The 26,334-nt window shown below is 62.1% G+C and carries 30 protein-coding genes; 23 read left to right on the forward strand and 7 right to left on the reverse strand.

Translation table 11 applies throughout. The features are described from left to right. The first annotated feature begins 91 nt into the window (after positions 1-91). Genes proC through AB5Y80_RS07735 form a run of 4 tightly spaced genes read left to right on the forward strand, consistent with a single transcriptional unit; the run spans position 92 to position 2,228 of the window. On the forward strand, positions 92-916 hold the full coding sequence (gene proC, locus AB5Y80_RS07720) for a pyrroline-5-carboxylate reductase (RefSeq protein WP_368172754.1): 825 nt from the start codon (positions 92-94) through the stop codon (positions 914-916). A 23-nt stretch (positions 917-939) separates the two neighbouring features. Continuing rightward, a complete protein-coding gene (locus AB5Y80_RS07725; protein ID WP_010673053.1) occupies positions 940-1,491 on the forward strand; it encodes a YggT family protein in 552 nt (183 codons plus the stop codon). Next, a complete protein-coding gene (gene yggU / locus AB5Y80_RS07730) occupies positions 1,491-1,790 on the forward strand; it encodes a DUF167 family protein YggU (protein ID WP_368172755.1) in 300 nt (99 codons plus the stop codon). The genes AB5Y80_RS07725 and yggU overlap by 1 nt, the downstream gene beginning before the upstream one ends. An 18-nt stretch (positions 1,791-1,808) precedes the next feature. Further along, positions 1,809-2,228 (forward strand): DUF4426 domain-containing protein, encoded by a 420-nt coding sequence (locus tag AB5Y80_RS07735; protein WP_368172756.1) that lies wholly within the window; start codon positions 1,809-1,811, stop codon positions 2,226-2,228. A gap of 76 nt (positions 2,229-2,304) precedes the next feature. Here the strand turns inward: AB5Y80_RS07735 and AB5Y80_RS07740 are convergent, their stop codons facing one another. From AB5Y80_RS07740 to AB5Y80_RS07750, 3 genes are all read right to left on the reverse strand, one after another. Next, positions 2,305-3,135 carry a lysostaphin resistance A-like protein gene (locus AB5Y80_RS07740; RefSeq protein ID WP_368172757.1) on the reverse strand — a complete coding sequence of 277 codons (831 nt, stop codon included), beginning with the start codon at positions 3,133-3,135 and terminating at the stop codon, positions 2,305-2,307. Positions 3,136-3,296: 161 nt separating this feature from the next. Next, entirely contained in the window at positions 3,297-3,587 is a 291-nt protein-coding gene (locus AB5Y80_RS07745) for a hypothetical protein (RefSeq protein ID WP_039039963.1), read from the reverse strand. Between the two features lie 49 nt (positions 3,588-3,636). Beyond that, positions 3,637-4,011, reverse strand: coding sequence for a YacL family protein (locus AB5Y80_RS07750; RefSeq protein ID WP_039039964.1), 375 nt, complete (start codon positions 4,009-4,011; stop codon positions 3,637-3,639). Positions 4,012-4,217: 206 nt separating this feature from the next. Between AB5Y80_RS07750 and AB5Y80_RS07755 the strand changes: the two genes are divergently transcribed. From AB5Y80_RS07755 to AB5Y80_RS07785, 7 genes are all read left to right on the forward strand, one after another. Then, positions 4,218-5,333, forward strand: coding sequence for a sugar diacid recognition domain-containing protein (locus AB5Y80_RS07755; RefSeq protein WP_039039965.1), 1,116 nt, complete (start codon positions 4,218-4,220; stop codon positions 5,331-5,333). 119 nt (positions 5,334-5,452) lie between these two features. Continuing rightward, positions 5,453-6,715 (forward strand): GntP family permease, encoded by a 1,263-nt coding sequence (locus AB5Y80_RS07760; RefSeq protein WP_125117086.1) that lies wholly within the window; start codon positions 5,453-5,455, stop codon positions 6,713-6,715. Positions 6,716-6,724: 9 nt separating this feature from the next. Continuing rightward, positions 6,725-7,858: a glycerate kinase gene (locus tag AB5Y80_RS07765; protein WP_368172758.1), complete on the forward strand. Its 1,134-nt coding sequence runs from the start codon at positions 6,725-6,727 to the stop codon at positions 7,856-7,858. A 261-nt stretch (positions 7,859-8,119) separates the two neighbouring features. Then, positions 8,120-8,683, forward strand: a complete 564-nt coding sequence (locus tag AB5Y80_RS07770; protein WP_368172759.1) for an NnrU family protein — start codon at positions 8,120-8,122, stop codon at positions 8,681-8,683. A 59-nt stretch (positions 8,684-8,742) separates the two neighbouring features. Next, the gene (locus tag AB5Y80_RS07775; protein ID WP_368172760.1) at positions 8,743-9,279 is read left to right on the forward strand and encodes a glutathione peroxidase; all 537 of its coding nucleotides are present in this window, start codon (positions 8,743-8,745) and stop codon (positions 9,277-9,279) included. 82 nt (positions 9,280-9,361) lie between these two features. After that, positions 9,362-10,297: a LysR family transcriptional regulator gene (locus tag AB5Y80_RS07780; protein WP_010673064.1), complete on the forward strand. Its 936-nt coding sequence runs from the start codon at positions 9,362-9,364 to the stop codon at positions 10,295-10,297. Positions 10,298-10,480: 183 nt separating this feature from the next. Beyond that, a complete protein-coding gene (locus tag AB5Y80_RS07785; RefSeq protein WP_368172761.1) occupies positions 10,481-11,677 on the forward strand; it encodes a NupC/NupG family nucleoside CNT transporter in 1,197 nt (398 codons plus the stop codon). Between the two features lie 641 nt (positions 11,678-12,318). Here AB5Y80_RS07785 and AB5Y80_RS07790 read toward each other — a convergent pair. Together AB5Y80_RS07790 and arfB are read right to left on the reverse strand one after the other, a co-directional pair. Next, entirely contained in the window at positions 12,319-12,813 is a 495-nt protein-coding gene (locus tag AB5Y80_RS07790; protein WP_041215824.1) for a methylated-DNA--[protein]-cysteine S-methyltransferase, read from the reverse strand. 26 nt (positions 12,814-12,839) lie between these two features. Continuing rightward, the gene (gene arfB / locus AB5Y80_RS07795) at positions 12,840-13,256 is read right to left on the reverse strand and encodes an alternative ribosome rescue aminoacyl-tRNA hydrolase ArfB (RefSeq protein WP_368172762.1); all 417 of its coding nucleotides are present in this window, start codon (positions 13,254-13,256) and stop codon (positions 12,840-12,842) included. 201 nt (positions 13,257-13,457) lie between these two features. Here arfB and glnK point away from each other — a divergent pair, with 201 nt between their 5' ends. The 5 genes from glnK (at position 13,458) to AB5Y80_RS07820 (ending at position 18,767) form a co-directional block, all read left to right on the forward strand. After that, positions 13,458-13,796 carry a P-II family nitrogen regulator gene (glnK, locus tag AB5Y80_RS07800; protein WP_005332325.1) on the forward strand — a complete coding sequence of 113 codons (339 nt, stop codon included), beginning with the start codon at positions 13,458-13,460 and terminating at the stop codon, positions 13,794-13,796. A 228-nt stretch (positions 13,797-14,024) separates the two neighbouring features. Beyond that, a complete protein-coding gene (locus AB5Y80_RS07805; protein ID WP_039039971.1) occupies positions 14,025-15,032 on the forward strand; it encodes a Fe(3+) ABC transporter substrate-binding protein in 1,008 nt (335 codons plus the stop codon). Positions 15,033-15,071: 39 nt separating this feature from the next. Next, positions 15,072-16,697 (forward strand): ABC transporter permease, encoded by a 1,626-nt coding sequence (locus AB5Y80_RS07810; RefSeq protein ID WP_368172763.1) that lies wholly within the window; start codon positions 15,072-15,074, stop codon positions 16,695-16,697. A 40-nt stretch (positions 16,698-16,737) separates the two neighbouring features. Continuing rightward, complete coding sequence (locus AB5Y80_RS07815) at positions 16,738-17,772, forward strand: ABC transporter ATP-binding protein (RefSeq protein ID WP_167825805.1); 1,035 nt, start codon at positions 16,738-16,740, stop codon at positions 17,770-17,772. Positions 17,773-17,861: 89 nt separating this feature from the next. Next, positions 17,862-18,767: a Dyp-type peroxidase gene (locus AB5Y80_RS07820; RefSeq protein ID WP_042864452.1), complete on the forward strand. Its 906-nt coding sequence runs from the start codon at positions 17,862-17,864 to the stop codon at positions 18,765-18,767. A gap of 79 nt (positions 18,768-18,846) precedes the next feature. Here the strand turns inward: AB5Y80_RS07820 and argR are convergent, their stop codons facing one another. Further along, entirely contained in the window at positions 18,847-19,317 is a 471-nt protein-coding gene (gene argR / locus AB5Y80_RS07825) for a transcriptional regulator ArgR (protein ID WP_005308670.1), read from the reverse strand. Between the two features lie 200 nt (positions 19,318-19,517). Between argR and AB5Y80_RS07830 the strand changes: the two genes are divergently transcribed. The 6 genes from AB5Y80_RS07830 to AB5Y80_RS07855 all read left to right on the forward strand — a co-directional run bounded on the left by AB5Y80_RS07830 (position 19,518) and on the right by AB5Y80_RS07855 (position 24,476). Then, on the forward strand, positions 19,518-20,258 hold the full coding sequence (locus AB5Y80_RS07830; protein WP_041214472.1) for an ATP-binding cassette domain-containing protein: 741 nt from the start codon (positions 19,518-19,520) through the stop codon (positions 20,256-20,258). 24 nt (positions 20,259-20,282) lie between these two features. Then, positions 20,283-21,020: an arginine ABC transporter substrate-binding protein gene (locus AB5Y80_RS07835; protein ID WP_010673073.1), complete on the forward strand. Its 738-nt coding sequence runs from the start codon at positions 20,283-20,285 to the stop codon at positions 21,018-21,020. A gap of 3 nt (positions 21,021-21,023) precedes the next feature. Beyond that, positions 21,024-21,674: an arginine ABC transporter permease ArtQ gene (artQ, locus tag AB5Y80_RS07840; protein WP_042014905.1), complete on the forward strand. Its 651-nt coding sequence runs from the start codon at positions 21,024-21,026 to the stop codon at positions 21,672-21,674. A gap of 2 nt (positions 21,675-21,676) precedes the next feature. Beyond that, the gene (gene artM, locus AB5Y80_RS07845; protein WP_010673075.1) at positions 21,677-22,339 is read left to right on the forward strand and encodes an arginine ABC transporter permease ArtM; all 663 of its coding nucleotides are present in this window, start codon (positions 21,677-21,679) and stop codon (positions 22,337-22,339) included. Between the two features lie 242 nt (positions 22,340-22,581). Beyond that, the gene (gene mdh / locus AB5Y80_RS07850) at positions 22,582-23,517 is read left to right on the forward strand and encodes a malate dehydrogenase (protein WP_257726161.1); all 936 of its coding nucleotides are present in this window, start codon (positions 22,582-22,584) and stop codon (positions 23,515-23,517) included. Positions 23,518-23,885: 368 nt separating this feature from the next. Further along, positions 23,886-24,476 (forward strand): flagellar protein MotX, encoded by a 591-nt coding sequence (locus AB5Y80_RS07855; RefSeq protein ID WP_341769671.1) that lies wholly within the window; start codon positions 23,886-23,888, stop codon positions 24,474-24,476. Between the two features lie 82 nt (positions 24,477-24,558). Here AB5Y80_RS07855 and hmpA read toward each other — a convergent pair whose 3' ends face one another. Continuing rightward, positions 24,559-25,752 (reverse strand): NO-inducible flavohemoprotein, encoded by a 1,194-nt coding sequence (gene hmpA, locus AB5Y80_RS07860; protein WP_368172764.1) that lies wholly within the window; start codon positions 25,750-25,752, stop codon positions 24,559-24,561. A gap of 111 nt (positions 25,753-25,863) precedes the next feature. Here hmpA and AB5Y80_RS07865 point away from each other — a divergent pair, with 111 nt between their 5' ends. Then, a complete protein-coding gene (locus AB5Y80_RS07865; protein ID WP_039039978.1) occupies positions 25,864-26,331 on the forward strand; it encodes an Rrf2 family transcriptional regulator in 468 nt (155 codons plus the stop codon). The last annotated feature ends 3 nt before the right edge of the window (positions 26,332-26,334 follow it).

Here is a 26,334-nt window from a genome sequence, read left to right on the forward strand (position 1 = left end):
TGCTTTTTTCAGGTAAACAGGCGCGTGTGATGCTGTCAGCCCGCACAGGCTGGGTCGGCATCCGCTGCGATGTCAGTAACAGGAGTGTTTGATGCAGCAGAGAACCCTCGCCTTCATCGGGGCAGGCAACATGAGCCGCAGTATCATTGCCGGCCTCATCCAGGCGGGTTACCCGGTAGAGCGTATCATCGCCGCCAATCCCAGCCGCCCCAAGCTGGACGAACTGGCCAGCCAGTTCGGCATCCGTATCACCCAGGACAACGCCGAGGCGGCCCGGGAGGCCGAGGTGATCGTGCTGGCGGTCAAGCCCCAGCTGATGGCGGGCATGCTGACGGCGCTGGTGGCCGAGCTTGGCTCGCTGGATGGCAAGTTGCTCATCTCCATCGCCGCCGGAATTCGCGTCGCACGTTTGCAGGAGATGGCGGGCGGTCACGATCGCATCATTCGCACCATGCCCAACACCCCCTCCTTGCTGGGGCTGGGGATGACCGGGCTCTATGCACCGCCCGCCATCGGGCAGGCCGATCGGGCGGTGGCCGAACAGATGATGCAATCCGTGGGCAAGACCCTCTGGGTGGAGCAGGAGGCCGGCATCAACGGCGTCATTGCGGCGGCGGGCAGTGCCCCGGCCTACTTCTTCCTGTTCATGCAGGCGATTGCCGAGGAGGCCGAGGCCATGGGCTTTACGCCGGAGCAGGCTCGCCTGCTGGTGCAGCAAACCGCCCTGGGGGCGGCCGCCATGGTGGAGCAGAATCCCGAGTTGTCGCTGCAGACCCTGCGCGAGCAGGTGACCAGCAAGGGCGGGACCACGGCCGAGGCCGTCAAGACATTCCAGGAGCAGGGGCTGATGCCGCTGACCGCAAGAGCCATGCAGGCGGCCGTTACCCGGGCCGGCGAAATGGAAACCCTTTTCTGAATCCCTTTTAGCAAGGAGCCCGGATGAACACGGCTTACTTTTTGATTAACACTGTCTTTGATCTCTACCTCATGGTGGTGCTGCTGCGGGTCTGGCTGCAGTGGGCGCGGGCCGACTTCTACAACCCCATGAGCCAGATGGTGGTCAAGCTGACCAACCCGCTGGTGGTGCCCCTGCGCCGCGTCATCCCGGGTTTTGGCGGGCTGGACATGGCCTCTGTGCTGCTGGCGCTGCTGATCGCCTTTGGCAAATTGGTCCTGCTCAAGAGCATGAATGTGCTGCAGGCGGACTGGCTCACTCTCTGTCTGTTTGCGACGCTCACCGTGCTGAAGAAAGCGGGTTCCATGATCTTCTGGATCCTGCTTATCCGCGCCATCCTGAGCTGGGTCAGTCAGGGTCGCAACCCCATTGAATACGTGATGCACCAGCTCACTGAACCCTTCCTGGCCCCCATTCGCCGTATCCTGCCTGCACTGGGCGGGCTGGATCTCTCCGTGCTGGTCGCTTTCATCGCGCTGCAGGCCATCAACTACCTGATGGGGGATCTGTTCGGCCAGTTGTGGTGGATGATCTGATGCCCGCCGTCCTGCTGGAAGGGGACGAGCTGGTGTTGCATCTGATGATCCAGCCCAAGGCGAGCCGGGATCAGATCATCGGATTGCACGGTGACGAGTTGAAAGTGGCCGTCACGGCACCGCCGGTGGATGGTCAGGCCAACAGTCACCTGATCAAGTACCTGGCCAAGCAGTGCAAGGTGGCCAAGGGGCAGGTTCGCATCCTGCGGGGGGAGCTGGGTCGGCACAAGACGGTCGCCATCGACGCGCCAAAGCAGATCCCCGCCGAGATTGCCGCTCTGCTCGATAATCAGGGTTGATACGAGAGGGATGACATCATGAAAACAGCCTGGATGAGTTGCCTGCTGGCACTCCTGATGACGCTGCCGCTGCGGGCTGAGCAGATGCAGGAGCTGGGCCCCTGGAAAGTGCACTACACCGCGTTCAACTCCAGCTTCCTCACCCCCGAGGTAGCCAGGACCTATGGCCTGGAGCGCAGCCGCTATAACGGCATCGTCAATATCGCGGTGCAGAACAAGCAGGGGGTGGCACAGGCGGTGGGGATCAGCGGCGAAGCCCGCAATCTGACCGGCACCCTTCGCACCCTGAATTTTCAGGAGGTGAAAGAGGGGAATGCCATCTATTACCTGGCAGTGCTGCCCTATCGCAATGAGGACACCTACCAGTTCACCCTGAAGATCATGGGGGAGGGGCAGCAGCAGACGCTGACTTTCCAGCAGACCTTCTACGTCGACTAGATTGCAGGGTGAATGCAGATGCCCTGCCCCCACGGGGGCGGGGCATTTTTTTTGCCCGGTGAATCGGTGCTCGACGTCAGTGGCTGGCCAGGGGATAGGTAAACAGGGCCAGGTGGGCGAAGTTGAACAGGAAGTGGAGCAGGATGGCGACACTGAGGCGCCCGCTCAGCTGGAACGCCAGGCCATAGCAGGCCCCCGCCAGCGCGGCGAACAACACCAGCAACGGGCCACCGGCAAGATGGGCTGCGCCGAACAGCAGGCTGGCGACCAGGAGACCTGCCCAGGGCGTGCTTCGGCTTGCCACCCCTTGCTGGATGCATCCCCGGAACAGCGCTTCTTCCGCCACACAGGTGAACAGCAGGTTGTTGAATGCGAACAGCCACCACCAGTGGGGCAGTCCCGCTTCGGGTTTGAGGGCGCCCAGTTGCCAGGCGGTGATGAGCAGGGCCGCGAGCGGCAGGATGAGCAGGGCCAGCGGCCGCCAGCGCATCGTTCCACCCGGGCCGAGCAGGCCGGGGATTGCCAGCAGCAGGGCGAAGAAAATGAGCGGCTTGTCCAGATTGAGGTTGAGGGTGAAGGGCACGCTGGCCGGGCCCGCCTGTACCTTGTCGAGCACCCTGAGATTGTCAAAGCCGGGCACCAGATGCAGCGTCAGGGCGAGGGACCACAGCAGGATCAGCGTCAGTGCGACGCCACGCCAGGGTGGGGGCAGGGTGGGGGTACGCCAGGCCAGCAGCAGACCGGCGAGGCTGACAAGAGCGGCGAGGGGCGCGAGTCGCTCAAGCCAGAGGGCGGTGAGCAGGGCTAGTCCCAACAGAAGCATGCCGGGCCTGGTTCGGCGGGCGAGGCAGCAGAGTACGGCGAGACCCAGGACGAGCCAGATGAGGATATCGGGGAGTGGTAACATCGAGTCTCCTTGTATGAATGAAGGGCGCACCTTAACGATCCCCATGGTCTGGTTTAAGGAAAAGGGACTGGCCGGCAGAAGACGCGCAATGAAAAGCCGGAGCTGGGCTCCGGCTTGGGCGGCGGCAAGATGTCACCGAGAGAGGCGATGGCCTTCCCGTATCAGCGACCTGACTCGGCGATGACCCGGGCGATGATGTCGGCGCGTTTGCTGGCTTCCAGCTCGCCCAGGGCGATGAGACCGGCCTTGAAGATGACGTTCTTCGGCAGACTGACGTCATCCAGGGTGGTGATGGCCTCGACGTGCATGCCGTTCAGGCGGCTGGCATCGCGCGGGCTCAGGTTGACTTGGGTGTTCAGCACCTGCTTGCCCTTCTTCTTGGGCTGGGCGGGTTTCTTCGGTTGATCCAGCTCGTCTTCCGGCAGTTCGTCATCAAAATCGTAAATGGACATAGTCAATCCTGTTGGGTTGCAAGGGGCATGCTCGCCCGGATGGGGGTAATCAGCCCATATCCTCGTTGCGGATAAAGGCGCGCCAGGAGCCGAGTACCTGGGCAAAATCTTCCAGCCCGCACATGGCCAGCTGTTCATCATCGTAGTAGGCGAGATCGTCGAGATCCTCGTCCTGCTCGATATTGAGTACATTGGCCTTCACCTCGGCTTCCTCGTGGGTCAGCAGCAGGGAGTAGTCGCCCCCCAGCAGCCGGTATTCGGTGCGGGCCCGGCTGGAGAGCTGGTCGATGATGGCGAACAGCTCGTCGAGCTTCTCCTCGTCCTTGCCCACCTCGTCGATCAACCACTGGCCGATGGCTTCATGGCCCATGGAGAACCGGGCGCGATAGCCACCGAACGGGTCGCGGCGAAATTCATAATCCATAGCGGAGTCCATATCGGAGGGTGAAACCACCACGGCGCAAAGCGGCATGATGCCGGATCCTTGATCCATGGTGGGGCACTGATAGCGTAAAGTGGCCTATTCTAGCGATCCCCCCCGCGCTTGTCTTGATGATGTGGGATCTTTAACGGGTGATCCCGGTGATGGCGCACGCCGGGGACCCTGTCAACGAATGGTATGGAGAGGCAATGCAGCTCAACGACGCGCTCGCGCATCAGATAGTCAGCCGGGCGATGAAGATCCTCTCGTTCTCGGTCAATGTCATGGATGAGCGGGGACTCATCATTGCGTCCGGCAATCCGGAGCGGCTGCACCAGCGCCACGAGGGGGCCGTGCTGGCCCTGACCGAGAACCGGGTGGTAGAGATAAGCGAGGCCACCGCCCGGGAGCTCAAGGGGGTGAGGCCCGGCATCAACCTGCCCATCGCCTATCAGGGGGAGCTGCTCGGCGTCATCGGCATCTCTGGGGATCCGGACATCGTGCGTGCTTACGCCGAGCTGGTGCGCATGACCGCCGAGCTCATCCTGGAACAGGCGGCACTCACCGAGCAGTTGCAGTGGGACAAGCGCCACAAGGAGGAGCTGGTGTTGCAGCTCATTCGCGGCGAAGGGCGGGCCGATCAACTGCAACAGGTGGCCCGCTTCCTCGAGCTGGATCTCGCCCAGCCCCGGGTGGTGGCCGTGCTGGCGCTGGAGGAGGCCGAGCCCGCCCAGGTGAGGGAGCTGGTTCACCTGCTGGAAAACCCGGAGCGGGACAACCTGGTGGCCATCAACGGCCTGGACGAGATAGTGGTGCTCAAACCCGCCCAGCTCAGCGACGGCGTCTGGCAGTCGGCGCAGGAGCGCAGCCGGATCCGGCAGCTGCTCTCCCGTATTCCCCATTTCAAGGTTCGCATCGGGGTGGGTGATTACTTCGCCGGCATCCCCGGGCTGGCGCTCTCCTACCAGACGGCGCGAGACACCTTGCGCCGTGGCATGCGCCAGTCGCCCCGCAAGCAGGTCTATTTCTTCGAGGATTACCGGCTTTCAGTGCTGCTCGGCACCCTGGCGGACTCCTGGCAGGCGGATCAGCTGCGGGCTCCGCTGCAAAAGCTGGCGCAGGAGGACACAAAGGGAACGCTGCAAAAGACGCTGCGCCAATATTTCTTGCAGGATTGTGATCTGCATCCCTGTGCCGAAGCCCTGTTCATTCACCCCAACACCCTGCGTTATCGACTGACCCGGATAGAGCAGATAACCGGCTTGAATTTCAACAAGTTAGATGACAAGTTTCTGCTCTATCTCGGGCTCAGTCTCGATAGCTGATTTGTCTTTTCCAACAAAAATACAAGGCCGGTAAATGTTTTTTTTGGTTTTATGGCCAAAGCATTCCAGGCGGGGATCCCCATAATGGCGCCACTCATTACAACAACAAGGTGCCCGTCATGATCCCAGTCTCCGCGCTCGGCGCGCTCGCCGCGCTTTCCATCGCCATCTTCCTCATCCTGAAGAAGGTGCCGCCCGCTTACGGCATGATTGTCGGTGCCCTGGCCGGTGGCCTGATCGGTGGCGCCGACCTGACCCAGACCGTCGCCCTGATGATCGGCGGCGCCCAGGGGATCACCACGGCGGTGATGCGGATCCTGGCGGCGGGTGTGCTGGCCGGGGTGCTCATCGAATCGGGCGCCGCCACCACCATCGCCGAGACCATCGTCAAGAAACTCGGCGAAACCCGCGCCCTGCTGGCCCTGGCGCTGGCCACCCTGATCCTGACAGCGGTCGGCGTCTTCGTGGACGTGGCCGTCATCACGGTCGCCCCCATTGCGCTGGCCATCGCCCGCCGTGCCGATCTCTCCAAGGCGGCCATCCTGCTGGCGATGATAGGCGGTGGCAAGGCGGGCAACGTCATGTCTCCCAACCCCAACGCCATTGCGGCAGCCGATGCCTTCCACCTGCCTCTCACCTCGGTGATGGCGGCGGGCATCATTCCCGGCCTGTTCGGTCTGGTGATGGCCTACTGGCTCGCCAAGCGCCTCAACAACCGGGGCAGCAAGGTGGCCGCCGACGAGGTGGTGAGCGTTGACGGTGCCAAGTTGCCCGGCTTTGCCGCCGCCATCAGTGCGCCCCTGGTCGCCATCCTGCTGCTGGCCCTGCGTCCCATCGCCGGCATCGTGGTGGACCCGCTCATTGCGCTGCCTCTCGGCGGCCTGGTGGGGGCCCTGATGATGGGCAAGTTCACCAAGGTGAACCAGTTTGCCGTCTCGGGCCTGGCCCGCATGGCGCCGGTGGCCATCATGCTGCTGGGGACGGGGACCCTGGCGGGCATCATCGCCAACTCCGGCCTGAAAGATGTGCTCATCAGCGGCCTGACCGCTTCCGGTCTGCCCTCCTATCTGCTGGCCCCCATCTCCGGTGCCCTGATGTCGCTGGCGACCGCCTCGACCACGGCCGGGACCGTGGTGGCCTCCAACGTGTTCAGCGCCACTCTGATTGAACTGGGGATCAGCAGCCTGGCAGGGGCCGCCATGATCCACGCAGGCGCCACCGTGTTTGACCACATGCCCCACGGCTCCTTCTTCCATGCCACCGGCGGCAGCGTCCACATGGGCGTCGGCGAGCGACTCAAGCTCATCCCCTACGAAACCGCGGTCGGTCTGACCGTCGCCGTTGTCTCCACCCTGATGTTTGGCGTGTTTGGCCTCGCCTAAGGAACTGATATGAAAATTGTGATCGCCCCCGATTCATTCAAGGAGAGCCTGAGCGCCATGGCGGTGGCCGATGCCATCGAGGCCGGTTTCAAGCAGGTGCTGCCGGATGCCACCTACGTCAAGCTGCCCATGGCCGATGGCGGCGAGGGGACGGTGCAGTCTCTGGTGGATGCCACCGGTGGTCGCATCCTGCCGGTCGAGGTGACCGCTCCCCTCGGCAACAGGGTACAGGGCTTCGTGGGCCTGCTGGGGGATGGCAAGCGCGCCGTCATCGAGATGGCGGCGGCCTCCGGCCTTCATCTGGTGGCGCCCGAGCTGCGCAATCCGCGGCTCACCTCCAGTGTCGGCACCGGGGAGCTGATCCTGGCCGCGCTGGAGATGGGGGTGAACCACCTCATCCTCGGCATCGGCGGCAGCGCCACCAATGACGGCGGTGCCGGCATGATCCAGGCACTCGGCGGCAAGCTCCTGAAAGCAGATGGTACCCCCATCGCGCCGGGCGGTGCCGGTCTGGCCGAGCTGGCCACCATCGACCTGAGCGGGCTGGATCCCCGTCTGACCGGACTCACCATCGAGGTGGCCTGCGACGTGGACAATCCGCTGTGCGGCCCCAAAGGGGCGTCCGCCGTGTTCGGTCCGCAGAAGGGGGCAACTCCCGAGATGGTGGCCGAGCTGGATGCCAATCTGGCCCGTTACGCGGACTGCATCGAGCAGGCGCTTGGCAAGCAGGTGAAGGAGATCCCGGGAACGGGGGCCGCAGGCGGCATGGGGGCAGCCCTGGTGGGGCTGCTCGGCGCCGAGCTCAAACCCGGCATCCGGATTGTCATCGAGGCGCTGAACCTGGCCGAGGCGGTGACCGATGCGGATCTGGTCATCACCGGCGAGGGCCGCATCGACAGCCAGACCATCCATGGCAAGACGCCCATCGGGGTAGCTCGCTGTGCCAAGCAGTTCGGCAAGCCGGTGATCGGCATCGCCGGATGCCTCACCGATGACTGCGGCGTGGTGCACGAGCACGGACTGGATGCGGTGTTCGCCGTGGTCAATCGGGCCATGTCCCTGCCGGAGGCGCTGGCCACCGCCACCACCAACCTGCAGCTCACGGCTCGCAACGTGGCGGCTCTCTACCTGCTGCGCAAATGACCCTCTCTCCTGGCCGATGCGGTGCATCGGCCTGACCCTGCCCCGTGCAGCAGAGTGAGCGGCCCGGCGTGGCACCTCTGACGCACTTGCCGATCCTTGGGTCGGCTTTTTTTATTATCCTGCTGTCTTTCATATGGTTTTTGTATTCTGACAAGGGGCTTTGCGGCATAGTGATCTCCCGACAGTGAGGGAGCCACGAGAAACAAGGCCCGCCTGAGGGAGGGCTTCCCATTCCGGGGGGCAATATGCGAGGTGCGAGCCATGATCCTGCTGACCCTGGGGGTGGTGTTGTTCACCCTGATCCATCTCTACCCCTGTTTCGCGGCACAGCACCGCGCCCGTCTGCGGGCTCGGCTGGGGGAGAACCGCTACAAGGGGCTCTTCTCGCTGCTGGTGTTCGTCGCCATCGGCTGCATCCTCGCAGGCTGGCGCAGTGCCAGCCCCATGCCCCTCTATTTTCTGCCTGTCTGGGGACCCACCCTGGTGATGGGGGTCATGCCGATCGCCCTCGTCCTGCTGTGCGCGGGGCAGGGGGCCAACCATTTCCGCCGTTGGCTGGTGCATCCCCAGCTGCTCGGGGTGCTGCTCTGGTCGGGGGCCCATCTGGCGGTAAACAGCGAGGCGCGTTCTCTGGTGCTGTTTGGCGGGATCGGTCTCTGGGCACTCATCAGCATCGTCTGGATTTCGATGCGGGAGTGGGGTCGTCACCCCCGTGCCGCCGCCACCTGGCAGGGGACGGGGATCAGTCTGGGGGCGGGGCTGGCCCTCACGGCTCTGCTTATCTTCTGGGGACACGGCTGGCTGACCGGGATCCCCCTGCACTGATCCCTGAACCAGATTCCGGGGTCTTGCGTATGATGGACAAAACAATGGGAGTCACGTCGATGAAATGGTTCACCCTGCTGCTGATGCTCGGCTCGGGCACGGTCTCTGCCGCCTGCCCCGATTACTTCAACGTGGAGATGCGGGAGCTCAACAGCACCCAGCGCCACAACCTCTGCCAGTTGACCGAGGGCAAGGTGGTGCTGGTGGTCAACACCGCCTCCTACTGTGGTTACAGCGGTCAGTTCCGGGATCTGGAAGCCCTCTATCAGGGCTACAAGGAGAAGGGACTGATGGTGTTGGGCTTCCCCTCCAACGATTTCTGGCAGGAGGCGGGCAACGAGAACAAAACCGCCGAGGTGTGCCGCCGGGACTACGGGGTGACCTTCCCCATGTTCAACCGGGTGGCGGTGCGGGGTTCGGATGCGGTGCCGCTGTTCAAGGGGCTGGCCGCTGCTGCCGACGGTGATGTGCCCAACTGGAACTTCCACAAGTACCTGGTCGGGCGGGACGGCAAGCTGATTGCGAGCTATGGCGCCAACCAGAATCCGTCGAATGATCCTCTCAAACAGCAGATCATCGATGCCTTGGGGCACTGACCCTACCCCATGGCGGGCCGCTCTGGAATAATGCGGGCCCGCCATCCACTCCGGTGACACCGTGCTGCAACGTCTTCCCCAAATGGTGATCTTCGATGCCCTGGTTCGTGAACAGGGCATCTCGGCGGCTGCGCGCCGCCTCGGGGTCTCCAAATCCCACATCAGCAAGCAGCTCGCCCTGCTGGAAACCGCGCTCGGCGCCCAGCTGGTACAGCGCACTACCCGCCGTTTCGGGCTCACCGAACTGGGTCAGGAGTATGCCCGCCACTGCCGCGCTCTGGTGGCGGTGGCGCTGGAGGCGGAATCCATGGTGGCGGAGCGCCGTGGCAAGGTGAGCGGCGTGCTCCATCTAGGGGTTGGTCAATCCTTCGGGCGGTTGCACGTGATCCCGCGCCTCAAGGCGTTTCAGGCACGTTATCCGGATCTGGAGCTGGAGGTGTCCCTGTTCGATCACCGCACCAATCTGGTGGATGAGGGGCTGGATCTCTGGATCACCACCTACGAGGACAAACCCGAGTCCCTGGTAGGGCAGCGACTGGCAGATATCGGTTTCGTGCTGGTGGCCTCGCCGGATTATCTGCTGAGTCACGGCACGCCACTGCACCCCAGGGATCTGGCCCATCACAATTGCATCACCTACCAGAGCCGGGAGCGGCGCTACCACGAGTGGTCATTTCGCCAGGGCAAGGAGCGCCAGACGGTGCAGGTGGCGGGCAACTATCGGGTGGATCTGGCGGAAGCGGTGCGGGACGCCGCCCTGGCCGGGCTCGGCATCGCCTATGTGGCCAACTACCTGCTGGACAAGGAGCTGCAATCTGGTCAGCTCATCCCTCTGCTGCCCCAGTGGCAACCGAACCAGAAGATGGCGGTGCACGCCGTCTATGCCAGGCGAGAGCATCTGGATCCCAAGATCCGCCTCTTCATCGACTTCCTCAAGGAGAGCTTCGGACCCGGGCCCTACTGGGCGCAGCGACTCGCACCCTGGCTCGGGGGAAAATTGTCCGGCACCGAGGAATAATCGTTTCCATACAAGAACACTGGCGTGAGTGCGGTTTCAAAGTTGTGTCAAATCAGTCAGTTGGCGCAACCGATATCGTGCAAACGTTTTTGCTAACAGGGTTGTAACCCGGCGGGGTTGCGGCGGTGAGGGGAGGGGAGCAGAATCCGCGCCCATCTTCAGCCTCACTGGATGGAATCCCCCATGATTGCCCTGCTTGGTATCCTGAGCATCCTGGCCCTGGCCGCACTCTGCTCTGATAATCGTCGTCGTATCCCGTTGCGAACAGTGGGCTTTGCTCTCTGCCTGCAAGTGCTCTTCGCCGCCCTGGTGCTCTGGCTGCCCGCCGGTCAACAGGTCTTGAACGGTGTCAGCGAGAGCGTCAGCAGCGTCATCGGCTACGGCCAGGAGGGGATTGCCTTCCTGTTCGGGGATCTGGCCAAGTTCAAACTCGGTTTCATCTTCGCCTTCAACGTGCTGCCGGTGATCATCTTCTTCTCCGCGCTGATCGCCATCCTCTATCACATCGGCCTGATGCCCAAAGTGATCGCCCTGCTCGGCGGCGGCCTGCAGAAATTGCTGGGCACCGGACGCGCCGAGAGCCTCTCTGCCACCGCCAACATCTTCGTCGGCATGGTGGAAGCGCCGCTGGTGGTCAAACCCTATCTCTCCAGGATGTCCGATTCCCAGTTCTTTGCGGTGATGAGCTGCGGGCTGGCCTCGGTAGCCGGCGGCACCCTGGTGGGCTACGCCAGCATCGGGGTCGAGCTGAAATACCTGATTGCGGCGGCCTTCATGTCCGCCCCTGCCGGGCTTGCCATGGCCAAGATCCTGGTGCCGCCCGCCGCGCAAGAGGAAGATCACCACGAAGACGTGGAGATCCCCCGCGTCACCAACGTCATTGAAGCGGCCGCCGATGGCGCCATGGCGGGTCTCAACATCGCCGTCGCCGTGGGGGCGACCCTGCTGGCCTTCGTCGGCGTGATCGCCCTGCTCAACGGCCTGCTGGGCTGGGCCGGCGACCTGGTGGGGCTGGAGCTGAGCTTCCAGATCATCCTGGGCTGGCTGTTTGCCCCCGTCTCCTGGCTCATCGGCGTCCCCTGGGATCAGGCCCAGGCGGCTGGTGCCCTGATCGGCACCAAGATCGTCATCAACGAGTTCGTCGCCTTCATTGCCCTGGTGCAGGATCAGACCTTGAACGAGTCGAGCAAGGCCATCGTCACCTTCGCCCTGTGCGGTTTCGCCAACATCTCTTCCATGGCGATCCTCATCGGCGGCCTGGGGGCCATGGTGCCGGAGCGCAAGTCCTTCATCGCCCGCTACGGCATGCGCGCCATCCTGGCGGGGGTGCTGGCAAACCTGATGAGCGCCTCCCTGGCAGGCTTGTTCCTCGCCCTCTGATAGACCCTGGAAGTCAGCACCTTCCGGTCATTGCCCGCTTCGGCGGGCTTTTTTGCACCCGCTTGCAGGCAAAAAAAGCGCCTCTGGGGAGGCGCGGGGAAAAGACAGATTGGAAGCGTCACATGGGTGCCACCTGAATGAGGGATGAGCCGTCCCATCCAAGTGTGAAGCCATGATGCCTGATACTCTCTGAAGCGCTTCTGAGGCGATTCTTCATACTGTGTTCATTTTCAAAATGCTGCTGTAATGTGATTTTTAAATGTTTGATGCTGAAATAAAATAAATAATCAGCGATTTATTTTGTTGTGCTGCTCAAAGGAAAGATGAATCGGGGCGGTGGGCACGCTCTTGCCATGGGGCGGATCCGGCGACAGATTATCCCGGTGACGGCTCAACGCATCACGTAACCATGCTGCCAGATGGCAAACAACCAGCATGTAATTGTGGTGTTGCCCGTCATGGATAGTGCAATACCGCCTTCTGTCTGCTGTCTGCTGTCTGCTGTCTGCTGTCTGCTGTCTGCTGTTGGGACCAGCAACTCGTATGTGATGGAGATGCCGCTCGTCAGAGGATCCGCGCGAGTGGCCTGTGGTCTGTGGTGCCTGCACCCGCAACCTGCATTTGACAGGAGGCGCGCCCCTTCATGGGGTCAGCGCGAAGTGGTCTGCGGTCTCCTGCTCCAGTGCCAGCAACCAGCGCTTGATGGGGATGCCTCCCCCGTAGCCGGTCAGTTCACCGCTGCGCCCTATGACCCTGTGGCAGGGTACTATGATGCTGAGGGGATTGCGGCCGTTGGCGGCGCCCACCGCCCGCACGGCCCTGGGGTTGCCGATGGCCTCTGCAATCTGGAGGTAGCTGACGGTCTCGCCGTAGGGAATGTCGCACAACGCCTGCCACACGGCCTGCTGGAATGGTGTGCCCGTGGCGGCCAGGGGGAGATCGAAGCGCCGCAGTCGGCCGGCAAAGTAGGCGGCAAACTGCTCGACGAAGGGGGCCAGGGCGGCATCATCCCGCTGCCACTCCGGTTGCGGCAGGACGGGGCGCTCCCCTTGCATGAATTCCACGTGGCGCAGCCCGGCCCCATCGATGGCGATGAGCAAGGGCCCCTTGGCGCATTCACAAAAGCTGTACTGCATTCTCTTGTCCTCGGGCTTGTGGCAGGTCACTCCAGCACGGGCTTGCCGCGGGTGGATTTGATCTCTCCCTTGCGTTTCTTGGCATCGACCCGCTTGCGTTGGGAGCTGCGGGTCGGCTTGGTGGCGTGGCGGGCCTTGGGGCGCCACGCGGCTTTTTTCAGCAGCTCGGTCAGGCGGCTCATGGCCTCCTTGCGATTCATGTCCTGGCTGCGATGGGTCTCGACCCGGATCTGGATGAAACCGTCGCGAACCCGGCTGTCGCTGAGCCGCTCCAGTCCCTCCTTGTAGAGCGGCGGCAGGCTGGGGGAGTCGCGATAATCGAAGCGCAGCCAGACGGCGGAGTCGGTCTTGTTGACGTGCTGGCCGCCATTGCCCTGGGCCCGCATGGTCTGGAATTGCAGTTCATGCCAGGGGATGATCACGCTGTTGGAGATGACTAACATGGGGTGATGCTCTCATTTGGTGCATCAAGGGAGTCTGGTGCAGCTTGGTGCCTCATTATGGGGCGAGATGCGCTTCCTTGGTGATCCTGAGCCTTTCTGGCTCAGAGTGTCATGTCTATCTATATGAAAATAAACGATAAAAATACTTGGCACAAGAATTGATGACCCATTCGTGACATACCATGGATTGGGAGCAACCAGATGAAGCTGATTACTGCGATTATCAAACCTTTCAAGTTGGACGACGTGCGCGAGGCCATCGCCAACCTGGGGGTGGAAGGCCTGACCGTCTCCGAAGTGAAGGGTTTTGGTCGCCAGAAGGGGCACACCGAATTATACCGGGGGGCCGAGTACCAGGTCGACTTTCTGCCGAAGGTGAAGCTGGAGATCGCTACCGCAGACGAGAACGTCGAAGGGGTGATCGAGGCCATCTGCAAGGCGGCCTATACCGGCAAGATCGGTGACGGCAAGATTTTCGTCTATGACCTGCTGCAAGCGGTGCGTATTCGTACTGGTGAGAGCGACGACGAGGCGCTCTGAGTACGCTCCTTTGCCCGGCCGGGTCGGGCAAAGGTCCGGGCAGGTTCTGCCGACAGTGTGAATGGGTGGTCGTCGAAAGACCGGATGGGATTCCATCCGGTCTTTTTGTTTGGCCGCTGATTAAATAGATCGTTCCAACCCAGCAAACCGCCTTGATCCTCTCCTCCCGATTCATGCAGAATGCAAACGAAAATGGTTATCACTCTTTACGCAGACAAGGAACGGATGATGAAAATGAAGATGTTGGCACTGGCTTTCTCCACGCTTGTTGCCCAGTCGGCGTTCGCCGCCCAGGAGGTAAACGTCTATTCGAACCGTCAGGATGAGCTGATCAAGCCCATCATCCAGCAGTTCGAGAAGGAGACCGGGATCAAGGTCAATGTGGTGTTTGCCAAAGAGGGGCTGAACGAGCGTCTGGAACGGGAAGGCAAGCTCTCTCCGGCCGATCTGATGCTGACCGTGGACATCAGCCGTCTGACCGAGCTGGTGGACAAGGACCTGGTGCAGCCGGTGGACAGCAAGACGCTGCAGGAGAACATCCCCTCCATCTATCGCGATCCGGACAACCGCTGGTTCGCCCTGACCACCCGGGTGCGTGCCATCTACTCCAGCAAGGAGCGTCTTGGCAAGCTCGACACCATCCGCTACGAAGATCTGGTCAAGCCTGAATTCAAAGGAAAAATTTGTACCCGTAGCGGCAAGCACGAGTACAATGTGGCGCTGGTTTCGTCCATGATTGCCCATCACGGCATGGCGGATACCAAGACCTGGCTGGAAGGGGTCAAGGCCAACCTGGCGCGCAAGCCCCAGGGCAACGACCGTGATCAGGTCAAGGCGATCAAGGACGGCATCTGTGATGTCTCCCTGGGCAACAGCTACTACCTGGGTGCCATGTTGAAGGACCCGGCGCAGAAGTCCTGGGCCGACGCGGTGGAAATCAACTTCCCGAACCAGGGTGATCGCGGTGCTCACGTCAACGTGAGCGGCGTGGCCATGACCAAGTATGCCAAGAACAAGGACGCAGCACAGAAGCTGATGGAGTTCCTCTCCGGGGATACCGCCCAGCACATGTATGCGGACGTGAATGCCGAGTACCCGGTCAAGGCGGGGGTCGAGCCTTCTGCCATGGTCAAGTCCTGGGGCACGTTCAAGTCTGACCCCATGCCGGTCAGCGATTATGCCAAGCACCGCAAGGACGCCTTGCAACTGCTGGATGAAGTGAAATTCGACTTGTAATCAGATGGGGCCAACGGCCCCATCAACTTCTGTGGACTCATGAAACATTTTGGATGGATTGCCGGCAGCTGGGTCACCGCCCTGCTGCTGGGTTTGCCGGTACTCGCCCTGGTCTTCTCCGCCTTCTCGGCTGATGGGGAACTGTTTGCCCACCTCGCCGATACCGTACTGCCCGACTATCTGCGAAACACGTCCGGTCTGGTGCTGGGGGTGGTCTGCCTCAGCCTGCTGTTCGGAGTGCCCACCGCCTGGCTGGTGGCCATGTGCGAGGTACCGGGGCGCCGCGCCCTGCAATGGGCGCTGATGCTGCCCATGGCGATGCCCTCCTATATCGTGGCCTACGTCTATACCGACCTGCTCGACTACTCGGGCCCGCTGCAGGCGGGGCTGCGTGCCCTGTTTGGCTGGCAGGGACCGGCCGACTACTGGTTCCCGGCCATTCGCTCCCTCGGTGGCGCCGCCTGGGTGCTGGCGCTGGTGCTCTTCCCCTATGTCTATCTGCTGGCACGGGCCTCCTTCCTGGAGCAGTCGGTCAGCCTCATTCACTCCAGCCGCCTGCTCGGCTGCACCCCCTGGCAGAGCTTTCGCCGCCTGAGCCTCCCCCTGGCCCGCCCGGCCATCATGGTGGGGGCATCTCTGGTCGCGATGGAAACGCTGGCGGACTTTGCCACCGTCCACTTCTTTGCCATCAACACCCTGACCACCGCCATCTACGACACCTGGCTCGGCTACGGCAGCCTGGCGACCGCCGCCAAGCTCTCCTGTCTGATGCTGCTGGCGGTGGTGCTGCTCATCGCGCTGGAGCGCCGCTCCCGCCAGCGCCAGCAGGTGTTCCAGAAGTCCATGGGCTTCGAGCAGCCCCTGCGTTACCCCCTCGGGGGCCTGAGGGGCGTGCTGGCCGGGCTCTGGTGCTGGGGCCTGGTGCTGGCGGGGTTCGCCCTGCCGTTCGTCATCCTGCTCGATTACGGGGTGCGTTACTTCGCGCTGTCGTGGACGCCCGAATTCGTGCGCTTTGCGGGCAACAGCCTCGCCATCTCGGCCCTGACCGCCCTGCTGGCCATGGCCATTGCCCTGCTGCTCGGCTTCTTCCGTCGCCTCGATGGGGGGCCTCGCAGCCTGCTGCCCCTGCGCCTCGCCGCCATGGGCTATGCCATGCCGGGGACTGTGCTGGCCATCGGCGTGCTGGTGCCGCTCACGGCCCTGGATTTTGGCATCAACGATCTGGCCGAGTGGCTCGGGATGCCGGGCCCCGGTCTGCTCCTGACCGGCACCCTCACCGCCATCGTGTTCGGCTATCTGGTGCGCTTCGTGGCCATCGCCATCGGGTCGGTGGAGAGCAGCATGAGCAAGATCTCCCCCAGCCTCGACATGGCGGCCCGCTCTCTGGGGCAGGGGGCGGGCGGCATGCTGCGTCGCATTCACCTGCCGCTGGTACGGCGCGGCCTCTTTGCCGGCGCCATGCTGGTGTTCATCGAATCCATGAAGGAGCTGCCCGCCGCCCTGCTGCTGCGGCCGTTCAACTTCGAAACCCTGGCGACCCACGTCTATCAGTTCGTCTCGGACGAGATGCTGGAGCGGGGGGCGCTCGGTGCCATCGTCATCGTGCTGGTGGGGCTGATTCCCCTGCTGTGGATCAACCGTACCCTGGATGGTCCAGGCCATTGAGCGGCCCCGTCCGGCATCACTACGCGAGAGGAAAAGAACCTTGTCCTGCCTGAATATCGAGAAGGTCAGCTGTCACTACAATGGCCGCCCCGTGCTGGAGCAGCTCTCCCTGCAGGTGGCCGACAACGAGATTGTCTGTCTGCTGGGGGCCAGCGGCTGTGGCAAGACCACGCTGCTCAAGGCGGTGGCCGGTCTGCTGCCCCTGGCCCAGGGGGAGATCCGGCTGGGAGAGACCCTGCTCGATGCCCCCGGAGTGAGTGTGCCGCCGGAGGCCCGCCATATCGGCATGATCTTCCAGGATTACGCTCTCTTTCCTCACCTGACGGTGGCCGAGAACGTCGGCTTCGGCCTGACCGGGCAGGATCGCGGCAGCCGCCAGCAGCAGGTGGAAGAGGCGCTGGCGCTGGTCAACCTGCAGGGGCTGGGGGAGCGCTATCCCCACCAGCTCTCCGGCGGCCAGCAGCAGCGGGTGGCCATCGCCCGCGCCCTGGTGTGCAAGCCGCGCCTGATGCTGCTGGACGAGCCCTTCTCCAACATCGACACCCAGGTGCGGATGAAGCTGATCCTCGAGATCCGCGCCCTGCTCAAACAGCAGGGCATTGGCGCCATCTTCGTCAGCCACAGCAAGGAAGAGGCCTTCGCCTTCGCCGATCGGCTGGCCCTGTTTCGCGCCGGTCGCATCGAGCAAGTGGGGGAGCCGGAGCAGCTCTATCGCCGACCCGGGAACCGCTTCGTGGCGGAGTTTCTCGGCGGGGTCAATTATCTGGCGGCCGAGGTGGTGGACAACCACTGCGTGCAGACCCTCCTTGGAACCATCTGCGGTCAGGAGCCCCATGGCCGCGCGGTGGGGGAGCGGTTGCAGCTCATGCTCAGACCTCAGCAACTGGCGCTGACGGCGGCGGATGACGGCGAGCTCCGGGTGCGTGAGCAACAGTTCCTGGGCCATCACTGCCGGGTACTGGTCGAGTGTGGCGGCCAGCAACTGGAAGCCAGCATCGGTGAGCCCCTGGAAGGGGAGCGCGCGCGGGTGACCGTGGCGCCTCATGCCCTGGTGTTGTTTGACCCCTTGCCCTGAGTGCGTGGTATTGTCGTGAAATCAATGAACTGGAAGCGCGCTGGTTTATAATCGCGCCACGCCCATAGCCAACGCACTTGGAGAGAGACATGAAAGCCCAAGCCGGGATCTGCGCAGAGCCGAATCTGCACGCCCTCTATCTGATGTTCAATCGCACCGGTGACGCCGCTGCCCTGACCTCCCGCCTGGCCAGCCTGCCAGCACTCTGGGAGGCGGTGAGCGCCGACTTCCCCGATGCGGCCTTCAGCGGTCTGGTCGCCGTCGGGGCCGACGCCTGGGATGATCTCTATCCTGCCGCCCGGCCGCCCCAGTTCCGCGGTTTCATGGCGCAATCCGCCAACGGTCAGGAGGCCCCCAATACCCCGTTCGATCTCTTCGTACAATTGCGTGCCGATCGGGTGGACGTGCTGCATCATGCCGGTCATCGCGTCATGGCCCTGCTGGCCGGGCTTGTTGAATTGGCCGAGGAAGTCCGCGGTTTTCGCAACCAGGATTGCCGGGATCTGACCGGTTTCGTCGACGGCACCGAGAACCCGCAGGATGAGCACCGCGCCGAGGTGGCGTTGCTGGACGGCGGCGAGTTCGCCGGTGGCTCCTACATCCACGTGCAGCGCTGGGTCCACGCCATGAGCGACTGGGAGAAGCTGGCCCTGAAGGAGCAGGAAGACATCATAGGCCGCACCAAGGTCGACAACATCGAATACGAGTCCGCCGACAAGCCGCTCACTTCCCACATCAAGCGGGTCAACCTCAAGACCCCGAAGGGGGAGTCCATGGAGATCCTGCGCCAGAGCATGCCCTGGGGCACCATGAGCGAGCAGGGGCTCTACTTCATCTCCTGCTGCCGCACGCCGCTGCACTTCAACGCCATGCTGGCCAGTATGTACAAAGGGGAAGGCAGCCACTTCGACCACCTGCTGCGCTTCACCCGGGCGGTGACCGGCGCGGCCTTCTTCGCCCCTTCCGTCGATTTTCTGGTGGCCGAGGGCAAATAAACCCGGCCTGCCGACTGCTCAAAACAAAAAATCCCGGCCAAGGCCGGGATTTTTGTGCGGATCGCCCAAGGCGACCGGATCAGGGCGTCTGCTCGAACAGCTCGAGGGCGGAGAGGTAGAGCTCCTCGATGTCGGTATCGCTGGTCGGGGTGATGAAGATGGTGTCATCACCGGCGATGGTGCCGAGGATCCCTTCGGCCTTGCCGAGGGAGTCAAGCAGGCGGGCGATCAGCTGGGCTGCGCCGGGGCTGGTGTGGATTACCACCAGAGCGCCGTTGTGGTCGACATCCAGCACCAGGTTCTTGAGGGGGCTGGAGGTGGTGGGCACGCCCAGTTCCACCGGCAGACAGTAGACCATCTCCATCTTGGCATTGCGGGTGCGAACGGCGCCGAAGCGGCTCAGCATGCGCGAGACCTTGGATTGGTTGATGTTCTCGAAGCCCATCTCTTGCAGGGCAGTCACTATCTCTGCCTGGGAGCCAAAACGCTCCTCTTTCAGCAAGGCTTTAAAGGCCTTGGCCAGTTTTTCTTGCTTGTCGTTATGTTTCATCTTGGACTCACGAATGAGGGGAGTGACCGCCTGTCACGCTCAGGCGGCAGATACGAACAGCGCTGCTATTTTGCATTCATATGCCTGTTTTGGCAAGGAAGCGGCGCTTGTTCTGCATATTGATTCAAATATAGCTTGCATCAACTTATGCTGGCGCTAGAATCAGGACGAAATTTTGAAAACTTATTCAATTGGGCTGTATGGGTATCGAATTAATCGGCATCGAAAAATCCTGGCACAAGGTGCCGGTACTGCAGCAGGTGAGCTTTCGGACTGCTCCCGGCGAGACCTTGGTATTGCTGGGCCCGAGCGGGGCAGGCAAGAGCTCTCTGCTGCGCATGATGAACTTGCTGGACACGCCGGATGCCGGTGTGTTGCGCATCGCAGACAGTGAATTTTCTTTCCCGTCCAGCCTCTCTACTGCCGAATTCAACCGTCAGGCACAGGCGCTGCGCCGCAAGGTGGGCATGGTGTTCCAGCAGTACAATCTGTGGCCGCACCTCACCGTGATGGAGAATCTGATTGAAGCGCCCGTCAAGGTGCTCGGCATGAGCCGCGAGGCGGCCATCGAGAAAGGGGCCTATCTGCTGGCCCAGCTGCAACTGGCCGACAAACGGGACGCCTGGCCCGCACGGCTTTCCGGTGGCCAGCAGCAGCGGGTCGCCATTGCCCGGACCCTGATGATGGATCCCCAGGTGCTGCTGTTTGACGAACCGACGGCTGCCCTGGATCCCGAAATTACCAAAGAGGTGGCGGAGATCATCCGCACCCTGAGCCAGACCGGCATCACCCAGGTGGTGGTGACCCACGAGGTGGAGTTCGCCCGCAAGGTGGCCAGTCAGGTGATCTATCTGGAGAAGGGGCGGATCATCGAATCCGGCACCGCCGCCATCTTCCAGTCCCCGCAAACCAGCCGGTTTGCCGAATTCTTGATGCATTGATATTGAGTCGATAAGGAAGCTGTCATGAAAAAGAGTCTGTTGCTGATCGCCGCCATGGGTCTGCTGAGCACTTCTGTGCTGGCCAAAGAGATCAAGTTCGCCACCGAGGCAACCTATGCGCCGTTCGAATACCTGGATGACAAGAACGAGTTCCAGGGCTTTGACATCGATCTGGCCCGCGCGGTCTGCGAGCAGGCCAAGCTGGAGTGCAGCTTCCACAACCAGGCCTTCGACAGCCTGATCCCCAGCCTCAAGTTCCGTCGCTATGATGCCGTCATCGCCGCCATGGACGTGACGCCGGAGCGGGCCGCCCAGGTCGACTTCTCCGACATCTATTACGAGAACTCCGCGGTGTTCGTCGCCAAGAAAGAGACCTTCAAGGGGCCGGACGATCTGGTGGACAAGACAGTCGGCGTGCAGAACGGCACCTCCCACCAGTCCTATCTGGTGGACAACTGGGTGAGCAAGGGTCTGCTGACCGTGCCCTACGCCAGCTACCAGAGCGCCTTCCTCGACATGATGAATGGCCGTACTGACGGCGTGTTTGCCGATACGGCGGTGGCCGCGGACTGGCTCAAGCAGCACAAGGAATACGCCGTGGTTGGTACCCCGGTGACCGACGCCAAGTACTTCGGTACCGGTTTTGGCATCGCGGTGGCCAAGGGCAACCAGGAGCTGCTGACCCAGCTGAACAAGGGGCTGGCCGAGATCAAGGCCAACGGCACCTATCAGAAGATCTATGACAAGTACTTCGCGCAGTAAGCCATGTTGAGCCTGTTGTTGGATGCAGCCTGGATGACCCTCGGGCTGGCCCTGGCATCCCTGGTCGGTGGCATGGTGCTGGCACTGGCATTCAGTGCGGCTGAGTTGAGCAAGCAGCGTGCGTTGGTGTGGCCCGTGGCCACCCTGACCACCTTGATCCGAGGTCTGCCCGAGTTGCTGGTGGTGCTCTTCATCTACTTCGGCTCGACCCAGGTGCTGTTCCTCATCACCGGGGAGTATGTGGAGTTCAGCCCGTTCGCCTGCGGTGTGCTGGCGCTCTCCCTGCTGTTTGCGAGCTACGCCACCCAGACCCTGCGTGCCGCCCTCAATGCGGTGCCCCCTGGGCAGCGGCTGGCGGCGCAGGCGCTCGGCCTGGGCAAGGGGCACACCTTCTTTCGCATCGTGCTGCCCCAGGCCTGGCGTCACGCCCTGCCCGGGCTCGGCAACCAGTGGCTGGTGCTGTTGAAAGACACAGCTCTGGTCTCCCTCATCGGGGTGAACGAGATGATGCGTCAGGCACAGATGGCTTCGGCCAGCACCTATCAACCCTTCACCTGGTACGCCGCTGCCGCCCTCATCTATCTGGCCATCAGTCTGGTGAGTGAATTCGGCTTGAAGCAGGCGTCCCGCTATACCCGCCGTTACGGAGGCTGACCATGCAGGATTACCTGATGACCCTGCTGGGAGGGCTGGCGATCACCCTGCAGCTCACCGCGTTCAGCTTGTTGCTGGGCGTGCTGATGGCGGCCGGCATGACCTGGGTGCTGGAGCGTCGCATTCCGGTGGCGACCCAGCTGGTGCAGCTCTGGGTACTGGTCTTTACCGGTACGCCGCTGCTCATCCAGATCTTTCTCATTTACTACGGGCCTGGCCAGTTTGAATGGCTCAAGGCGGGGCCGCTCTGGCCGCTGCTCAAGCAACCCTGGTTCTGCGCCGTGCTGGCGCTCGGTTTCAATACCGCAGCCTACTCCACCCGGTTGTTCAAGGGGGCGCTCGACGCCATCCCCGCCGGTGAGGTGGAGGCCTGCCGTGCGCTCGGTTTCTCGGCCGGACAGACCCTGTGGATGAAGACCCGCCATGCCGCCCGTCGGCTGGTCCCCGCCTATTCCAACGAGGTGATCCTGGTGCTCAAGGGGAGTTCGCTCGCGAGCACCATTACCATCATGGACATCATGGGGCTGGCCCAGCGTCTCAACGCCCAGACCTATGACACTCTGGCGGTGTTCACCGTGGCCGGAGCGCTCTATCTGACTATGAATGGATTGTTAACAATTGGTTTCCGCTGGTGTGAGCGTCGGGCACTGGCTTTCCAGTCCTGAAATAGTCACATTTACCTCTTAATGGTGAGGGGAGCACAGGAAATCTGTGTCTTTCCTCCCATTTATCGCATATTCCTCTCCGCTTTCATCGCCGCTTGTTCCCTGGCTCACAGAACCCGTGATTACAACTGTTATCGGATTGTTTTTTAGGAGGGGATCCTTTAAGGTGAGGCGCACAATAAGAATCAGCGTTAACCCAACTAGAAACAACCTTAAACCTACGCTTAGACATGGAGTTGATCATGAAAGTTGCCGTTCTGGGTGCCGCCGGTGGCATCGGCCAAGCCCTCGCTCTGCTGTTGAAAAACCGCCTGCCTGCCGGTTCCGAACTGAGCCTGTATGACATTGCCCCGGTCACTCCGGGCGTGGCGGCGGACCTGAGCCACATCCCGACTGACGTGAAAGTAAAAGGTTTCTGCGGTGAAGATCCGAGCCCGGCTCTGGTTGGCGCCGATGTCGTGCTGATCTCTGCCGGCGTGGCGCGCAAGCCCGGCATGGACCGTTCCGACCTGTTCAACATCAACGCCGGGATCGTCAAGAACCTGGTGGAAAAGTGTGCCGCTTCCTGCCCGAAGGCACTGATCGGCATCATCACCAACCCGGTTAATACCACGGTCGCCATCGCCGCCGAAGTGCTGAAGAAAGCCGGTGTCTATGACAAGCGTCGTCTGTTCGGCGTGACCACCCTGGATGTGATCCGTGGCGAGACCTTCGTGGCCGAAGCCAAGGGCCTGAACGTTGACAAGGTACGTGTCAACGTCATCGGCGGTCACAGTGGCGTGACCATTCTGCCGCTGCTCTCCCAGGTTGAAGGCGCCAGCTTCACCGCTGAGGAAGTGGCTGCCATGACCAAGCGCATTCAGAATGCCGGTACCGAAGTGGTGGAAGCCAAGGCCGGTGGCGGTTCTGCCACTCTCTCCATGGGTCAGGCAGCCTGCCGTTTCGGTCTGTCGCTCATCAAGGGTCTGCAAGGGGAAGCCAACGTCATCGAGTGTGCCTATGTGGAAGGCAACGGTGAGCACGCCGCCTTCTTCGCGCAGCCGGTGCTGCTCGGCAAGAACGGCGTCGAAACCGTGCTGGACTACGGCAAGCTGAGCGCCTTCGAGCAGGAAGCGATGGACAGCATGCTGGCCACCCTGAAGGCTGACATCCAGCTGGGCGTCGACTTCGTCAAGTAAGTCTCTACGTCGACCGCAAGGGGAGCCCAGGCTCCCCTTTGTCATTTTGGGGTTGGGTGTGGCGGGCTAAGGAGATGGCCCTGGCTGCCGATAACAGAAGGCAGCAGGAGATCCCTATGATAAAACCAAGAACCCTCATCGCCATTATCGGTGTGTGCAGCCTCCCCTTGCAGGGGGCGGAGTCCACCTCGGCCGCCGCGTCCACCCAGGCGGTGGCGGCTGCACCCTTGTCACCGGCCTCATCATCGGCCCAGCCAGCCCTGACGCCAGCCTCTTCTGTCGCCACGTTATCCCTCCCTGTGTCAGCAGCGCCAGCCCAGGCGCCATCCGCATCCGCACCTGTACCGTCCGCACCGACAGCTGCGCCGCTGCCCAGGGCGACGACGCAGGCATCCGCTGCTGCGGGAGAGTTGCAGGCCGTGCCGCTCTATCGCCAGGACGAACTGCTCAACTGGATAGAGCAGGGGCGCCATCTGGCCCGGGTGAAGCAGGACAGGTGCCAGCTCACCCAGGATATCGAGGCGCGGGCCTCGGTGATGAAGATCCCTGCCTATCAGTTCCTCTGGGGGGACATGCTGGCGTGGGGGGTTTGCACCAAGCCGGATGCCCAGATCGGAGTGCAGTACATGTGGGAGGCCGCCAACCAGGGGCTGGCGCCGGCGCTGGAACAGCTTGGCCGCTATTACTGGAAGGGGATCCTGGTTCAGAAGGATCTGGTGCGGGCCGAGACCCTGATGCGGGAAGCCGCGAGCCTCGGCTTCTTGCGGGCACAGATGGAGTGGGTGGAGATGTTGCTGCAGGGCATGGGGAGTCCGCTGGATTACGAGGAGGCGTATCACTGGCTGCACGGCGCCGTCATCGGTGACAAGGCCATTCACCAGAAGGCGGCGAGCCTGCTCAGCCGGCTCGGCAACCGGATGCCCGCCAATGCCATCGCCCGTGCCAAGGCGATGCACTGAGTCCTGATAGTCCGCTTTGATATTACAAGGCCCACGAAGCTGTGCTTGTGGGCCTTGTGCATTTTCCCGGTCAGGGGAGGGATCAGAGGCCCTGATGGGGGCCGAAGACCTCGTAGTGCATCCGCTCGGCAGGCACGCCCACATTCTCCAACTGAGCTTTGACTGCCTTCATGAACGGGACAGGGCCGCAGAAATAGTAGTGGGCGTCGGCCGGAATGAGGTCGGTGACCTGCTCCAGTGCCAGAGTGCCGCTGAAGTCGTAATCCTCTCCTTTGACATCCTGCTCCCCCGGCTCCCGATACCAGATCCGGCTCTCCAGTTTCCCGTGTTGCCTGCTCTTTGCCCGGATCTCGTCCCTGAACGCGTGGTGGGCGCCGTGTTCGCAGGCGTGAAGCCAGCGAATATCCATATCCGGGCCCTCGGCCAGCAAGTGGTTGAGCATGCTCAGCATGGGGGTGAGGCCGACCCCGGCGGAGATCAGCACCACGGGCGTGTCTGTCTCCTCTTGCAGGAAGAAGTCGCCGGCCGGCGGCATGATGTCGACCGTGTCACCGATGTGAAGATGATCATGCAACAGGTTGGAGGCCTGACCCCTGGGTTCGCGCTTGACGCTGATGCGGTAGTCGCGGCCATTGGGGGCGTCCGAGAGGGAATACTGGCGGATCTCCTGATGCTCGAGGGCGGGATGAACCAGCTTGATACTGAGATATTGCCCCGGTTTGAAACGCAACACGGGGTTGCCATCGAGGGGGGCCAGGACGAAAGAGGTGATGAGTTCACTCTCTTGACGCTTCTCCTTGATGATGAAAGGACGGGTTCCCTGCCAACCACCGTCCTGGCTTGCCTTCTCCCGATAGAGCTCGCTCTCCCGGCCGATAAAGATGTCGGCCAGCACACCGTACGCCTTGCCCCAGGCGGTAAGTACCTCCTCCGTGACAGCGTTGCCACCCATTTCTTTGAGCGTGGCCAAGAGATGACTACCCACAATGTGATATTGTTCCGGCTGGATCAGGAAACCCGTGTGTTTGTGGGCGATGCGTTCAACGGCTCCGGCCAGGGCCCCCAGATTGTCGATGTTTCTGGCATAGGCCGCCACCGCACTGAACAGTGCCAAGGGCTGTCCCCCGCTACGCTGGTGAGCCAGGTTGAAGAGATCCTTCAACTCGGGATTGTGGCTGAACATGCGCTGATAAAAGTGCCGTGTGAGGTCAGGGCCCGCCGATTCGAGCAAAGGAATGGTGCTCTTGATGACGGCGATGGTGGCTTGGTCTAACATAGGAGGTCCTTTCTAATTGAACATCTGGAATGTCACTTATTAAGTTGCATCCTAAATGTTTAATTGATCTGGATCAATCATCAATTCTTCGCGCTAGGCGCTACAGGCACTATGAGACTAACGAGCTATACCGATTTTGGATTGAGGGCCCTGCTCTATCTGGCCACCCTGCCGGAGGGGGAACTGTCGAGCGTGGCCAAGGTATCCGCCTTGTACGACGTATCCCGTAACCACATGGTGAAGGTGGTGAACCAGTTGGTAAAACTGGGCTATCTGCAGTCACAACGCGGCAAGAATGGTGGTATCCGCATGGCGCGCTCCCCCGACGAGATCAATATCGGGCAAGTGATCCGGGCGTTGGAGGGCAATCTGGACGGGATCGACTGCAGCTCCCCGGTCTGCCATATCGTCTCCGTCTGTCTGCTCAAGAGTGCCTTGAAGGAGGCGATGAACGCCTTCCTCGCGGTGATGGATGGCTATACGCTGCAGGATTTGCTGGCAAACCGTGACGAGTTGCAGCAGGTGTTCGGTGAGCTCATCCCCACTCTGGTGCTGGAGCCGGATGACGAGAGCGAGTGAAAC

The organism is Aeromonas sp. R2-1 (assembly GCF_040908425.1).
GTDB lineage: Bacteria > Pseudomonadota > Gammaproteobacteria > Enterobacterales > Aeromonadaceae > Aeromonas > Aeromonas caviae.

What these genes read in the sequence shown, in the direction of transcription:
- proC (WP_368172754.1), top strand. Translation starts at nt 92, where the DNA reads ATGCAGCAGAGAACCCTCGCCTTCATCGGGGCAGGCAACATGAGCCGC.
- AB5Y80_RS07725 (WP_010673053.1), top strand. Translation starts at nt 940, where the DNA reads ATGAACACGGCTTACTTTTTGATTAACACTGTCTTTGATCTCTACCTC.
- yggU (WP_368172755.1), top strand. Translation starts at nt 1,491, where the DNA reads ATGCCCGCCGTCCTGCTGGAAGGGGACGAGCTGGTGTTGCATCTGATG.
- AB5Y80_RS07735 (WP_368172756.1), top strand. Translation starts at nt 1,809, where the DNA reads ATGAAAACAGCCTGGATGAGTTGCCTGCTGGCACTCCTGATGACGCTG.
- AB5Y80_RS07740 (WP_368172757.1), bottom strand. Translation starts at nt 3,135, where the DNA reads ATGTTACCACTCCCCGATATCCTCATCTGGCTCGTCCTGGGTCTCGCC.
- AB5Y80_RS07745 (WP_039039963.1), bottom strand. Translation starts at nt 3,587, where the DNA reads ATGTCCATTTACGATTTTGATGACGAACTGCCGGAAGACGAGCTGGAT.
- AB5Y80_RS07750 (WP_039039964.1), bottom strand. Translation starts at nt 4,011, where the DNA reads ATGGATTATGAATTTCGCCGCGACCCGTTCGGTGGCTATCGCGCCCGG.
- AB5Y80_RS07755 (WP_039039965.1), top strand. Translation starts at nt 4,218, where the DNA reads ATGCAGCTCAACGACGCGCTCGCGCATCAGATAGTCAGCCGGGCGATG.
- AB5Y80_RS07760 (WP_125117086.1), top strand. Translation starts at nt 5,453, where the DNA reads ATGATCCCAGTCTCCGCGCTCGGCGCGCTCGCCGCGCTTTCCATCGCC.
- AB5Y80_RS07765 (WP_368172758.1), top strand. Translation starts at nt 6,725, where the DNA reads ATGAAAATTGTGATCGCCCCCGATTCATTCAAGGAGAGCCTGAGCGCC.
- AB5Y80_RS07770 (WP_368172759.1), top strand. Translation starts at nt 8,120, where the DNA reads ATGATCCTGCTGACCCTGGGGGTGGTGTTGTTCACCCTGATCCATCTC.
- AB5Y80_RS07775 (WP_368172760.1), top strand. Translation starts at nt 8,743, where the DNA reads ATGAAATGGTTCACCCTGCTGCTGATGCTCGGCTCGGGCACGGTCTCT.
- AB5Y80_RS07780 (WP_010673064.1), top strand. Translation starts at nt 9,362, where the DNA reads ATGGTGATCTTCGATGCCCTGGTTCGTGAACAGGGCATCTCGGCGGCT.
- AB5Y80_RS07785 (WP_368172761.1), top strand. Translation starts at nt 10,481, where the DNA reads ATGATTGCCCTGCTTGGTATCCTGAGCATCCTGGCCCTGGCCGCACTC.
- AB5Y80_RS07790 (WP_041215824.1), bottom strand. Translation starts at nt 12,813, where the DNA reads ATGCAGTACAGCTTTTGTGAATGCGCCAAGGGGCCCTTGCTCATCGCC.
- arfB (WP_368172762.1), bottom strand. Translation starts at nt 13,256, where the DNA reads ATGTTAGTCATCTCCAACAGCGTGATCATCCCCTGGCATGAACTGCAA.
- glnK (WP_005332325.1), top strand. Translation starts at nt 13,458, where the DNA reads ATGAAGCTGATTACTGCGATTATCAAACCTTTCAAGTTGGACGACGTG.
- AB5Y80_RS07805 (WP_039039971.1), top strand. Translation starts at nt 14,025, where the DNA reads ATGAAAATGAAGATGTTGGCACTGGCTTTCTCCACGCTTGTTGCCCAG.
- AB5Y80_RS07810 (WP_368172763.1), top strand. Translation starts at nt 15,072, where the DNA reads ATGAAACATTTTGGATGGATTGCCGGCAGCTGGGTCACCGCCCTGCTG.
- AB5Y80_RS07820 (WP_042864452.1), top strand. Translation starts at nt 17,862, where the DNA reads ATGAAAGCCCAAGCCGGGATCTGCGCAGAGCCGAATCTGCACGCCCTC.
- argR (WP_005308670.1), bottom strand. Translation starts at nt 19,317, where the DNA reads ATGAAACATAACGACAAGCAAGAAAAACTGGCCAAGGCCTTTAAAGCC.
- AB5Y80_RS07830 (WP_041214472.1), top strand. Translation starts at nt 19,518, where the DNA reads ATGGGTATCGAATTAATCGGCATCGAAAAATCCTGGCACAAGGTGCCG.
- AB5Y80_RS07835 (WP_010673073.1), top strand. Translation starts at nt 20,283, where the DNA reads ATGAAAAAGAGTCTGTTGCTGATCGCCGCCATGGGTCTGCTGAGCACT.
- artQ (WP_042014905.1), top strand. Translation starts at nt 21,024, where the DNA reads ATGTTGAGCCTGTTGTTGGATGCAGCCTGGATGACCCTCGGGCTGGCC.
- artM (WP_010673075.1), top strand. Translation starts at nt 21,677, where the DNA reads ATGCAGGATTACCTGATGACCCTGCTGGGAGGGCTGGCGATCACCCTG.
- mdh (WP_257726161.1), top strand. Translation starts at nt 22,582, where the DNA reads ATGAAAGTTGCCGTTCTGGGTGCCGCCGGTGGCATCGGCCAAGCCCTC.
- hmpA (WP_368172764.1), bottom strand. Translation starts at nt 25,752, where the DNA reads ATGTTAGACCAAGCCACCATCGCCGTCATCAAGAGCACCATTCCTTTG.
- AB5Y80_RS07865 (WP_039039978.1), top strand. Translation starts at nt 25,864, where the DNA reads ATGAGACTAACGAGCTATACCGATTTTGGATTGAGGGCCCTGCTCTAT.